Source organism: Scopulibacillus cellulosilyticus (genome assembly GCF_042665295.1).
GTDB classification, from domain to species: domain Bacteria; phylum Bacillota; class Bacilli; order Bacillales; family Sporolactobacillaceae; genus Scopulibacillus_A; species Scopulibacillus_A cellulosilyticus.
Map to the genome: position 1 here is coordinate 1 of NZ_JBHTCO010000012.1, position 12,600 is coordinate 12,600.

11 protein-coding genes and 2 pseudogenes are annotated in these 12,600 nt (G+C 33.9%); 7 read left to right on the forward strand and 6 right to left on the reverse strand.

Annotation, left to right across the window (positions count from 1 at the left end; genetic code table 11):
* Positions 1-91: 91 nt before the first annotated feature.
* On the forward strand, positions 92-496 hold the full coding sequence (locus ACFQRG_RS10315) for an alpha/beta fold hydrolase (RefSeq protein WP_380965834.1): 405 nt from the start codon (positions 92-94) through the stop codon (positions 494-496).
* 82 nt (positions 497-578) lie between these two features.
* On the opposite strand, the gene ACFQRG_RS10320 is transcribed toward ACFQRG_RS10315, so the two are convergent.
* Positions 579-1,427 (reverse strand): alpha/beta fold hydrolase, encoded by an 849-nt coding sequence (locus ACFQRG_RS10320; protein WP_380965835.1) that lies wholly within the window; start codon positions 1,425-1,427, stop codon positions 579-581.
* 200 nt (positions 1,428-1,627) lie between these two features.
* Here ACFQRG_RS10320 and ACFQRG_RS10325 point away from each other — a divergent pair, with 200 nt between their 5' ends.
* The 4 genes from ACFQRG_RS10325 (at position 1,628) to ACFQRG_RS10340 (ending at position 4,987) form a co-directional block, all read left to right on the forward strand.
* Positions 1,628-1,957 carry an HIT family protein gene (locus ACFQRG_RS10325; RefSeq protein ID WP_380965836.1) on the forward strand — a complete coding sequence of 110 codons (330 nt, stop codon included), beginning with the start codon at positions 1,628-1,630 and terminating at the stop codon, positions 1,955-1,957.
* A 506-nt stretch (positions 1,958-2,463) separates the two neighbouring features.
* Positions 2,464-3,093, forward strand: coding sequence for an NUDIX hydrolase (locus ACFQRG_RS10330; RefSeq protein ID WP_380965837.1), 630 nt, complete (start codon positions 2,464-2,466; stop codon positions 3,091-3,093).
* 176 nt (positions 3,094-3,269) lie between these two features.
* Complete coding sequence (locus ACFQRG_RS10335) at positions 3,270-3,779, forward strand: GNAT family N-acetyltransferase (RefSeq protein WP_380965838.1); 510 nt, start codon at positions 3,270-3,272, stop codon at positions 3,777-3,779.
* A gap of 164 nt (positions 3,780-3,943) precedes the next feature.
* Positions 3,944-4,987, forward strand: coding sequence for a DUF2332 domain-containing protein (locus tag ACFQRG_RS10340; RefSeq protein ID WP_380965839.1), 1,044 nt, complete (start codon positions 3,944-3,946; stop codon positions 4,985-4,987).
* Positions 4,988-5,156: 169 nt separating this feature from the next.
* On the opposite strand, the gene ACFQRG_RS10345 is transcribed toward ACFQRG_RS10340, so the two are convergent.
* The gene (locus ACFQRG_RS10345; protein ID WP_380965840.1) at positions 5,157-5,738 is read right to left on the reverse strand and encodes an LOG family protein; all 582 of its coding nucleotides are present in this window, start codon (positions 5,736-5,738) and stop codon (positions 5,157-5,159) included.
* Between the two features lie 118 nt (positions 5,739-5,856).
* Here ACFQRG_RS10345 and ACFQRG_RS10350 point away from each other — a divergent pair, with 118 nt between their 5' ends.
* Positions 5,857-6,180 (forward strand): MazG nucleotide pyrophosphohydrolase domain-containing protein, encoded by a 324-nt coding sequence (locus ACFQRG_RS10350; protein WP_380965842.1) that lies wholly within the window; start codon positions 5,857-5,859, stop codon positions 6,178-6,180.
* A gap of 729 nt (positions 6,181-6,909) precedes the next feature.
* Here ACFQRG_RS10350 and ACFQRG_RS10355 read toward each other — a convergent pair.
* From ACFQRG_RS10355 to istA, 3 genes and pseudogenes are all read right to left on the reverse strand, one after another.
* Positions 6,910-7,110, reverse strand: coding sequence for a hypothetical protein (locus ACFQRG_RS10355; protein ID WP_380965843.1), 201 nt, complete (start codon positions 7,108-7,110; stop codon positions 6,910-6,912).
* A pseudogene (istB, locus tag ACFQRG_RS10360) lies at positions 7,107-7,863 on the reverse strand (IS21-like element helper ATPase IstB). Before istB ends, ACFQRG_RS10355 begins: the two are co-directional and overlap by 4 nt.
* Complete coding sequence (gene istA / locus ACFQRG_RS10365; RefSeq protein ID WP_380965844.1) at positions 7,860-9,401, reverse strand: IS21 family transposase; 1,542 nt, start codon at positions 9,399-9,401, stop codon at positions 7,860-7,862. The pseudogene istB and the gene istA overlap by 4 nt, the downstream one beginning before the upstream one ends.
* A gap of 625 nt (positions 9,402-10,026) precedes the next feature.
* Here istA and ACFQRG_RS10370 point away from each other — a divergent pair.
* The gene (locus ACFQRG_RS10370) at positions 10,027-11,958 is read left to right on the forward strand and encodes an alkyl/aryl-sulfatase (protein WP_380965845.1); all 1,932 of its coding nucleotides are present in this window, start codon (positions 10,027-10,029) and stop codon (positions 11,956-11,958) included.
* Between the two features lie 82 nt (positions 11,959-12,040).
* Here the strand turns inward: ACFQRG_RS10370 and ACFQRG_RS10375 are convergent.
* A pseudogene (locus ACFQRG_RS10375) lies at positions 12,041-12,346 on the reverse strand (B3/B4 domain-containing protein); the annotation flags it as partial.
* Positions 12,347-12,600 lie beyond the last annotated feature (254 nt).

Below are 12,600 nucleotides of genomic sequence, written 5' to 3' on the forward strand. Positions count from 1 at the left end.
AGCAAACCGTTAATCTGTAGGGCTTTTTATATTCAATGGTAAATACGTTGGCGAAGGGTGGTAAATTCTTTGGCAAGCCGTGGTAAATAACTTGGCAAGGGTGGTAAAATCAAGTGGCCGTAATCAACCATTAGAAAAAAGAAATAAATTAAAGGCTGAAAGGACAAAATTATCTTTGTATGAACCAGAAAAATATGGTGAACTTTTTTCATTGGACATTAACAAAGGAATGTCGGCAATACGAATGAATTATTTCAGTCGGGAATTACAAGTTTACGATGTAACTAGAAAGTTAGAATTTATCTCAACTCCTACATTAATAATGTGTGGAAAATATGATGTACAGTGTCCAGTAACTTATTCTATTGAAATGGCTAAGAGCATACCCAATTCAAAATTAGTTATTTTTGAAAAAAGTAATCATTACCCATTCTTGGAGGAAACAGAGCTATTTACTAAAGAATATGAATTATTTAAAAAGGAACAGGACAACTAAAGACAGGTGTTAATATAAAAGATAAACCGAATCTTCATTAATTTAGGGAATCGGTTTAAGTCATCTTATAACAACCGTTATGTCAACTATCTTCAAAAAAAAGTTTAGTCACGTCATTGAATTCTTTAGTTTCTTCTAGAAAAGGCCAATGCCCTGAAAATGGGAAAACAACAAATTCAGCATGAGGTAAATACTCCAATAAATTCTGTTCCACCATTTTTGGTGTGAATAGGTCGTCATTACCCTGTAGAATTAAAATAGGTATTTCCTTAAGCAGGGAAAGGTATTTCCGAACATCATAGTTTTTAAGTATTTCCTCACTTAAAATTGAATTAACCTTTACGTTTATTTTGGTATCTATTTTCCTTTTCAAATTTTCAATATTATGTACATAGTATGGGTCTGTAATCTGGGTAAATTCTTTTATTAATTGATCAGGATCACTTTTTAACCGTTCGTTATAATTTTCTTCAAGTTTCTTAAGTTGATTACTATCATAATTAGACAATCTATCCCTTAATTCTTTACTAAATGCCTTAAAACCTTCGCCAGTTGCTCCTACAGCAGACACTAGCATCAATTTATTTACATGATCGGGATAGGTCGTTGCATATAAAAGCCCTAAAATTGTTCCCCAAGATTGACCCAAGACGTTCATTTTTTGGATTCCTAATTTTTGCCGTAAAGCTTCTAAGATTTCTATTTCCTGTTCCATTGAATAATTTTCAGAGGTACCAGACTGTCCGCAACCAGATTGGTCATAAAATATAAGAGTAAAATCATTTGAAAGAGGTTCAACATGTGGCAAAAAATATTTATGTTCATCACCTGGACCACCATGTAAAAAAATCAAGGGTTCACCGTGCCCCATCGTTTTAACAAAAATATTTACGTCATTTAATTTAATGTGCTGTTCTTTTAATTGCTGCAATGTAATCCCTCCTTAAACAACCGAAATTTTAGTATTCTAACAATTTAATTTTACACGAACAGTTAATTGATTCAAAGTAAGACATTTTTAATTAACTAAGTGAATAATTAATACAAAAACCATTTTATCGTTCTTATAACAATCTATTGTGATACCTGCGTATCTTTGAATATAAGTTTTATTTTACTGGAGGCTTTAAAATGACTGAAGATTTTTATTGTGAAGAAGTATTAAGTGATAATACAAAAGTTGAAAAAATCTACGAAACTAAAAATGCTTTGGCATTCTATCATACTCGTCCATTTTATAGAGTACACATAGTAGCCATCCCAAAAAAACATATTCCATCATTCACAAACTTGGATGATAACGATAAAGATCTTTTTTTCGAATTGATGGAAGTTGTAAAATTGCTCGCTAAAAAAGTAGAATCAGAGTACGGAGCATGTAGAGTACTCACTAATTTGGGTAGATATCAGGACTCTAAACACCTGCATTGGCACATTATTTCTGGTGGGAAAATAAACTAAAAGATAATTTATAAACCTCCTTAACTAGGCCTATTGTATCTAACAATGAAACCGATTCTCTATATTAGAAAATCGATTTTTGTTCTTATAATAAGGGTTATGTAAGCAGGTGAGAATAGCTGTATAAGAGAATATTGCTTTATGCCAATTCCTAAACTCAAATTTTAAATATTTAACTTGGGAAATCAATTATCGTTATGTAATTTATGGTAAAATATTAACGGTTGTTATTTGTGAAGGAAGATTAATCAATAAGTAAGCTTTCACTTCCCAAGGGGGAAAACTTCTATGAGTTACCTTACAATTGCCATAATAATTTTGACTGTTATTATTGAATGTTGTTTACTTGATTTTGGTTGAAAAAGATGAAGCTGGATAAAAAATTGGCATAAGCGTTATCAGGTGTCATTTTCTCTTGTTTTATAATAGGATCATTCTTAATTTCTATTTGTTTTAGTACAGGTTACTTTTAAGAACAACCTACACATTCCATTGGGGGAAAACGTATGGAAAATGAACAGCTAAAGATTTTTGATGAAAACAGAACTCAATTAGGCGTTGCCACTCGAGAAGAGGTACATAGGATTGGTTATTGGCATGAAGCCTTTCATTGTTGGTTTGTTAGTGAAGAAAAGGGTACAAATTATATTTATTTACAACTTCGAAGTGATACAAAAAAAGACTATCCAAGCCTTTTGGATATTACAGCTGCAGGGCATTTATTAGCAAACGAAACAGCTGTAGATGGTGTAAGAGAAATAAAAGAAGAAGTAGGAATTGATGTTTCATTTGATGAATTAATACCGTTAGGGTTAATTAATTACTGTGTAATTAAGGAAAATTTTATAGATAAAGAGTTAGCAAGTGTATTTTTATATAAAAGTAACAAAACCTTTGATGACTTTACTCTTCAAAAGGAAGAAGTTGCTGGAGTAGTAAAAGTTTTGTTTGATGATTTTGCTGAACTTTGGTTAGGTGAAAGAAAGACAGTTAAAATAAAAGGATTTAAAATAAATAAAGATGGGAACAAGAATTTGATTAATGAGAATGTAGGAAGGGATAAATTTGTACCTCATCAAATAGTATTTTATAAAACTGTTATCCAAAAAATAAAGGAAAAAATTAATGTAAAGTAATAGGTGACTAATATTCAACCGATCTCCATTTTTAAGGAATTGGTTTTATCTTCTTATAATGACGATATGTTAATCAGACCATAGTTTTATTGAAAAGAAAGTATATTTTTCTTAAACTTTAGAAGTATTTAGAATTAAAATTAAGACAATTACAGTAATGTGAAAGGAAGCTTATAATGTTAATAGCCTCGGAAAGATTGTTATTTCGATCATACAATGATGATGATTTTGATTTTCTTATGTCTTTGTTATCAGATCCTGAAATGGTACGGTTTATTGGAAATGGAAAGACAAGAGATAAAAATGGTGGGGAAAAATTTTTAGACTGGATATATAGTACATACAAATTCGGTAAAGATATGGGACTGATGGTTCTAACACGGATAGAAGACGATACCCCCATTGGGCATGCAGGTCTAGTTCCCCAAACAATTAATGATAAAGAAGAAATAGAAATAGGATATTGGATTTCCCGAAAATATTGGGGGAAAGGATATGCTACAGAAGCAGCACGATCGCTTAAAGATTATGGAACCAAAAGCCTCGATATAAAAAGATTTATTGCACTTATTCAACCTGAAAATTTAGCATCCCGAAAGGTAGCAAATAAAATAGGTATGCATTTAGAGAAAAAAATTGTATTAGATAGTCAAGATGTTAACGTATATTCAGTTTCTTGTGGATGATGTTTAATAAAGAAACCAATCTCAATTTTTAGAGGATCGGTTTTTTACTTTTTTATTAAAAAGGGTTATGACAACCAACATAGAAAATTTAAACTAGTTGATTATTATTCAAATTAATACAAAGCAATGAAAAAGTGTAAAATAAAAAAAGATAAGGAGCCGTTATGGATAAAACACAAGTAGCTTCACGATTTAAGAACTTTGCTAAACTGGAATGCAAAGGATCAAGCGACTTTTATGAATTTTTGTCTCTGGAAATTTCAGAAGATGGTGAAATTATCGAACTGTGTTCGGAAGCTCAAAATGGTCAACCGGTTCCTAATTTATTATTAGGTGCAGTTCATTATCTTTTATTAAAGGGAAAAGAACATACTTTAAAAGAATATTATCCAAGTATCGCTAAAGAACCAAAAAACATGGAGGGTTCTTTTGTTCACTTTAAGGATTTTTGTAACATTTATAGAGATGAGATAGTATCCATTCTTAAAAGTAAGATTGTACAAACAAATGAAGTTAGACGTTGTGCTTATCTATATCCAATTTTTTGCTTGATATATAGTAAGGTAAAAAAACCTTTATCACTTATTGAAATCGGAACAAGTGCAGGGCTTCAACTTTTATGGGATAAGTATAGCTATTCTTATGGAACTAACAAAATTTATGGAGATAGGAATTCAAGTGTTCTTATAAATTCTAAAATAAAAGGCCATAATGCTCCTTCATTTCTCTATAAATATCCTCCAGTTGCATCAAAAGTTGGATTAGATCTACATATAAGCGACCTAAGAAATTCCGAGGATTATCTATGGCTGAAATCACTAATTTGGCCAGAACATAAAGAAAGATTAGACTTGTTTGAGAGGGCAGCCAAAGTATTTAGGGAAAATCCCGTAGACCTAATTGAAGGAGACGGAGTAACCTTATTAACAGACGTTGTAGAAAAATCCCCTAAAGATACTGCTATTATTGTTTTTCATACCCACGTTGCCAATCAAATACCAGAAAGTTTGAAATATGAACTTATAGAAAAATTAAAGAAAATCGGCAGTAAAAGAGATGTTTTTCATATTTATAATAATATGTGGGATAGAAAACTTCACATTGATTCTTTCATTAATGGTGTTGAATACAATCATACAATTGGTGAAACTGATGGTCACGGGAGATGGTTTGAGTGGAATGTAGATGAAAATTTAATTTCAAACTAATGTTTTAAAAAGTAACCGATTCTCCAATTATTTTAGGGAATCGGTTTTGTTGTATTAATAACGACACATTTGCCAACTAAATAAAAATAATTAACAATTCGTAAGAATTGAAGAAAATAAGTTTAATTTAAAACAGTCGATGATAATTAATCATAGTTATTTTGATGTATCAAGTCTGTTTTTCATTAATGTAAGTTTTAATCGACGGTGGTTCATAGTTGTTAAATTGATCAAGTAGACCACTTGGCTCTGTATCAATAAGCGCCATAGAACGATATTTTTCATGAAGAAACTGTTCATTTGTCATGTGATTGAATAAGGCAACAAGTGGATCATAATAATGATTAATATTTAAAAATCCACATGGTTTTTGATGAAGTCCTAGTTGAGCCCATGTAAAAATTTCAAAGAATTCCTCTAATGTTCCCGGGCCTCCCGGTAAAGCTATAAATCCATCAGCCAATTCTGCCATTTTAGCTTTTCTTTCATGCATTGAATCTACAATAATGATTTCGGATAAATTCTTGTGTGAAATCTCTCTTTTCTCTAGAAAGCTTGGCATAACGCCAATAACTTCTCCGCCTTCTTTTAAAACTGAGTCCGCAACTGCACCCATAACGCCTACGCTTGCGCCGCCATATACAAGTGCAATATTTCGTTTAACAAGTTCTTTGCCAAATGCTTTTGCACCCTCTATATAAATATCAGATGCACCATTACTAGATCCACAGAATACAGTTATCCTTTTCAAACTATCCCTCCTAAATATATTGCCATTTTAAATTATATAGAATTATCGATACTTTGTTAAACTAAATATGTTTAAATAGAATCAGTGAAGAAACCTTAAAATAGAAGGTGGAGTAAAAATGAATTTAAATGAATTTCAACAATGGGTAAAAAACTATTATGAAGGAAGAGGGTGGTCAGATTTAGATATATTTATTCGGATTGGATTTCTAGCTGAAGAAACCGGGGAAGTATCAAGAGCTATAAGAGCATTAGAAATCGGTCGAGATAGGCCAGATGAAAAAACAGAAACATCCGATGAACTAAAACAGGAATTAGTTGAAGAATTAGGAGATGTTTTAGGAAATATTGTTGTCATTGCAAATAAGTATGAAATACCACTCGAAGATATTTTTCAATCTCATCGTAGAAAACTACTTGATCGGTATTCGATGGAGAAATAAAAAGCAAAAAAGTTTTTAATTACAAGATCGATTCTACTTTTTCTAGGGAATCGGTTTTTTGTTCCTGTACAATTCACACATATCACCACTTTAAAAGACTTGCAGTCCATAGTTGTTTTAGATGGAAATGAATACTCGGTGATGTAAAAATGGTTAGAGCAGGACTTGATGAACTGTGGAGGAACTTTGAGTACATATTATTGAAAATAATAAATAAAAACGGAATCCAAAGTTGGGGACGAACTGGGGACGGAATCAAAATTTTGCTTAGTAAATTAAGATTTATTGAGAATATCGCCAAGAATAGAACCCTTGAAAAATCAAGGACTTTAACAATCGGTAACAATGTAAAATTTAGTGATATTCCCCTTAGCTGGAGGTCAGAATGATATCATTTCTAACATTACTTTAAGTATATTAGTGGGGTTTAGGAAGGTTCAGATTTATAAAAAATGGAGCCATTAATAATCGGCCCCAATTTATGCCCCCAAAGTTGCCCCCAATTTGCCCCTTTTATTTAAAATAGTATAATCCATTTTGAAAAAAGTAAAATCATAAATGTCCAATATCTGAGTATTGCGGACAGAATGAGCCAGCTGTGCGGAGTTTTGAGCCACTGTTTGCGGGCAACAGGGCCAGTGAATGCGGGGAAGAGAGCCACTGGTTATTAAAGGAGAAAAACACACAGCCATTGAAACAGTTTTATCCTAATTCCAATGGCTGCTGATTCTATCTAAATCGTCTATCTTCTAATTGCTCGTCAATAATCTCAATTGCCCAACGGACAAGTTCATCAAAATCTAAATCATCTTCCTCGTTCCATACACAAGAAGTTAGTAATCTATCTACTATTTTCATCATCACTTCATCCGGTAAATATCTATGAAAGAAATATCTTGCTACACGGTTTTCAACTTCTGTTGGGATCATCTGCCGACCACCAAACCATGACGTTTTCTCATTGATACTTCACCATCAATTAGAAGTTTATAGGAATCATGAACAATACGGTCGAGAATCGCATCAGCTACCTGTGCTTGTCCTAACTTCGAATGCCAGCCTTCCGGGGAAAATTGAGAACAGAATATAGTGGATGCTCTCTTTAGTCTCGCCTCAATAATTTCCAGGACATGAAGTGCCTTTTCTTCTGAAAGCTCAGTTAATAACCATTCATCAAGTATTAAAAGATCAATTTTTTTATATTTATGAATGAGTTTGCGGAAGCTACCGTCAGCTTCATACTTTGCTACAGCTAATTCATCAAGTAATTCTGGCAATCTAATATACTTTACTTTGTAAAATTGACGGCACGCATGAACCCCAAAAGCGTTAGATATCCAGGTTTTCCCGTTACCTGAAGCCCCCATTAAAATAATGTTATGGTGATTTTGAATATAGTTGCCTGTCGCTAACTTTAGTATTAAATTTTTGTCCAAGTTGCGATCAGGATGATATTCTATGTCTTCAATAGCTGCCGTCGGTTCATCAAAAGTTGCTTGTTTAATTAATCGTGCTAGTCTATTTGATTTTCGGCGGTCATATTCATAATCTACCAAAAGATTAAAACCGATCATCGAAATCCATGTCATGATGATCTCTATTCTGACTTTGTTGCTGATATAATTCTGCCATTGCACCCATTTTCATTTCGGTTAGTTTGCGTAAGGTTTCTTGGTTAATCATTTTTTGTTCCCTCCAAAGTATTCAGCACCACGGGTAAACCCATGATCATTGTTATTATTTTTCTGGCTATCAATATTCGATTTTTGCTTACGCTTTTTACTCCTATCTAATACGCCCTTTAAAACGGAAATCGTGGGATTTGTTGATATTTCCAGTAATGTGTGTGTTGCTTTCTCAAGTTCCTTATTTGTATATTTTGTTGATAAGTTTCTTAGTGTACTAAGCATACTTAATGCTTTCTTTTCCGCATTCACTTCAAGGATATAAGAAACAAACTGAACCATAGAAGGCCCAATCGTTTCTGCCCATTTTCGGTTATTTTCAGGGTTATGTTCTAGATATAACCGGTGGTTATCAGGCATGTGATCCACGTTTGTTGAAAACTGACCGACTTCTCCATTTAATCGTTTATGGGATGCAATTCGTGTTTCTTTGAAGTAAACTTCAATTAGATCCGTAGTCAGTCGAACATCGACTTGTTCACGGACGTAGTCATATGGAACGGAATAATACATTCGTTCAACTTGGATGTGGTAGTTCAGTTGAACTTTTGCTGTTTTCCATTCCGCAAGTTTGTAACGTGTTTGGGGAAGCTGTTGAAGGTGGGATTTCTCTTCTTCCTCAAACACCTTTTTACGTGAACCAGGACGTTTTTGAAAATCAATCGTATTGATTTCCTCTAGCTTTTCAAGGATTCGCTCATTTAAATCATCAATATGAAAACATTGATAATTTCTTAACGAAGCGATAATCTGTCGTGAAATGTAGCCCACAGTTCCTTCGACACTTGGCTTATCTTTCGGTTTCCGGACTCGGCTTGGAACAATGACTGTACGATAATAATCTGCCAGCTCACGATAGGCTTCATTGAGAAGAGGTTCACCTCGAAGAACTTTTGTAACCCCTGTTTTTAAATTATCCGGAACCAAGGTTTCGGGAACTCCGTCAAAGTATTCGAATGCATGGATATGAGCGATAAGCCAATTAGGCGATTTCATATCTAAAAATGCTTCCACGTAACTTAATTGACTGTAAGGTAATGTCGCAATAAAAACATACGCTGGGATTGTTTCACCTGTTGATCGATCTATAATATGCAGTGTAGAACCAGTCCAATCCACCTCCATGATTTCACCAGGTTTTCTGCGAATTGGCATTGTTAATTTATATTTCTTCGCGTATTTCCCATACTTCTCACAAAAAGTTCGATAGGCATAAGGAATCTTCCCACCCTCACGTGCTACTGTGGTATATTCATGATGCAGTAAGGACAAGGTAACATTCTTTTTTTGTAATTCCTTATGCACTTCTTCCCAATCAATTGGAAAATAGCCTTTCTCAATAGCTTGTTTCTCTGGAAAGAGAAACGTCTCCAGCCATGAATTGGTCATGGTATCGCTCAAGCTTTCCACACCAAGTTTCTTAGCTCTTTGCACGACCTCAGAGACTGAATTCCTTGAGTGACCAGTGCTGGAACTGATTGTTCTTTGGCTGACCCCTTCGAAATACATCTCTAGGATCTTACGGTAATTAACCATAAAAAAACCTCCTGTATAATAGTGTCATGCTTGTATGCATGCAGCTTTTATTATACAAGAGGTTATTCTATATACTGTACTGGCTCTCTAGGGCGCAGAGGGTGGCTCTTTTTTCCGCAATGACTGGCTCAAAAGTACGCATTAGTGGCTCAATCCATCTGCAATATTCAATATCAGGGCATTTAATATAGTTAAAAGGATTTTAAAAGCGTCATATATGTTTAGAACTCAAGTCAATCCTTGGGAACGCGATCAATATATGAGCACATATTAATAGGTGAACCCCTTGATACCACTGGTATCAAGGGGTTTATTTAATTCCTAACCCATATTCATCTACAGACTTATAGGGGTATATTTGTCTTATAGGGATTTTATAGTGATATCTTTATCTTTCCTCGCTCAGCGGGAAGGATTTTTGGGAATTTTATTTAAAGTTAATGCCTTATCCATAGTGTTATACATGGTATTGTGAACAATTTCAACTGTACATCTTATTACAAAAAGGAGAATATTATTGAAAACTGTCTCGTATTTTAGAAAGATGCTTCATGATAACAATCAAATTTACATATAATTTTTACTCAGATCATAAAGTATAGTACCAATAAACGGAGGTATTATTATGAAATTTAATAAACACATTCGTAACATGGATCACGATAACTTGAGAAAACCGGCGACGAGTAAAACTAGCTTAATCAATAAGGGCTTTTATCAACAAATGAATTGGGGAAAATTAAAAACAGAACAAAATTTAGCTAGTCAAAACGTCGTGGTTAATGTCCCTTTACCTGTCATCTATCGAAACAATACCTCGCAAACAGTTTGGGATTTAAATAGATATTCATTTTTATTACAAGAACAAACCCCAGATACCGTCCACCCAAAGTTATGGGAACAAGGTAAATTAAATCTTCACTCTGGATTATTTAAGGTAACAGAAAATATATATCAGGTAAGAGGTTTTGATCTGGCAAATATTAGTGTAGTTAAAGGAAAAACCGGCTGGATTGTGATTGATTGTTTGACTTCTCAAGAGACTGCAGCGGCTGCGCTTCAATTATTAAAAGAGTATTTTGGCAGTTTCCCGATCAGTGCGATCATTTTTTCTCATTCTCATACGGATCATTATGGAGGAATATTAGGAATCCTGCAGTCTGAAAAAACAGTGAAAGTCTATGCTCCAAAAGATTTTATGAAATCCGTTATCCAAGAAAATATTACAGCGGGGGTTGCCATGTCCAGACGCAGCGCTTATATGTATGGGGAGCCCTTACCTCGAGATAACAAAGGACAAATTGATGATGGAATCGGAAAAACTGTATCTACAGGGAGAGTGACGTTAATCCGTAATGTACAAGAAATTTTACCCAATGATCACGAGCCATATGTAGAAAAAATAATAGATGGTATGAAAATCCAATTTCAACTGACTCCAAACACAGAAGCGCCTGCAGAAATGAACATGTATTTTCCGAGTGAGAAGTCATTGTGTATTGCGGAAAATTGTACGGCAACACTTCATAATATATATACCTTAAGAGGTGCTCAAGTAAGAGATCCTGTTGCTTGGGCAGCTTATTTGCAACAAGCAATTGATTTATTTGGTGATAGTTTAACCAGTATTTTTGGTGTTCACAACTGGCCGCGCTTTGGAAATAAATATTGTATCGACTATATGGAAAAACAAAGAGACATGTATCAATATATCAATGATCAAACATTACGATTGATCAATCAAGGTTATACTTTAGAAGAGGTTGGAAGAATGATAAAACTGCCAGAAAGCTTAAGCGACGAATGGTATAACAGCTCCTTTTATGGAACAGTAAATCATAACTCAAAGGCGGTTTATCAAAAATATATGGGCTGGTATAATGGAAATCCTATCGATTTAAATAAATTACTCCCTGAGGAATCCGCAAGGAAATACGTAGAATATATGGGGGGAGAAGATACTGTTCTGGAAAAAGCAAAAAAATCTTACCAAGATGGTGAATATCAATGGGTAGCAGAGGTAACCAAACAAGTGATCTTTTCCGATCCAAACAATAAAAAAGCAAAGCTTTTATGTGCTGATGCCTTAGAGCAATTAGGATATATTGCGGAATCTGGACCTTGGAGAAATGAATATTTAATGGGCGCTCAAGAGTTGCGTTTTGGAAAAACACTTATTCCCATTTCGACTATAACAAATGAGGTATTGGATGTTATCCCCCTTAAAGATATCTTATATTTATTAAGTATTAGGGTTGATGGAATAAAGGCGGGAAATTTCGACTATAAAATTAACTTCGTTATTCCTGACCGAAAGGAAAAAGCCGCAACAGAAATCAAACGCGGAATCTTCAGATACCTGAAAAGTGAGCTAATAAATGGTGCTGCGGTAACGGTCACGATGTGGAAAGATCGATTATACGAACTTGTAACTACAAATAATCTAATCAATCATTCCATTACCATTATCCAAGGAGATAAAAATAAATGGGAGTCATTCTTGGCAGCCCTAGATAAAATTGACCCTAATTTCAATATTATGACTCCTAAAGAATAAAAGGTTGCTGTACTTTTTTTTGGTATGGGTAGGGCGTTTGGGGATATCAACCTAGATTTCCTTGGTGAAAAGTTAAATTATCTAGCGGGTTTATTGTTCCGATATGATTGCCTTTTTTCACTCTTTTTAATAAAGCTTCAATGGAGCACCTTGCCCCTTTCTTTGTCTTAAATTTCTGAAAAGCTTCTCGCCAAACGGATATGACTGGATTACTGCTGAAATCCTCCAGACTGAGAAATTTATGTGCTTCTTTCTCTGCCTCCTGCAGCAGCTTCTCGTAGATTTCAACGTCCCTTATTGAATTATCAATACCCTGGCAAATAACGGTGCCTATTTTTGCATGAGGGAATAACGACCAAAAATCATCTTCAATGATAAATCTAGGCATAAAATATCTCTCCATTTCATTTTACTTATTGTCTTGGTAGAATCGCTATTTGTTGTGTCATAACACGATAAATTTTATCAAAAATAAATATCCGATAAAAAAATAATATTGTACAAACTGACATAAAAAAAGGTACAATAACAAATAATTATACATGTCAGATGGGATGAATCCCTTACCGTGGTGAAAACCGTTTATTTTTTTACTTAAATCACCTCAACGTTGTAAATTTGAGTTTTGCTGGTGATATCCCA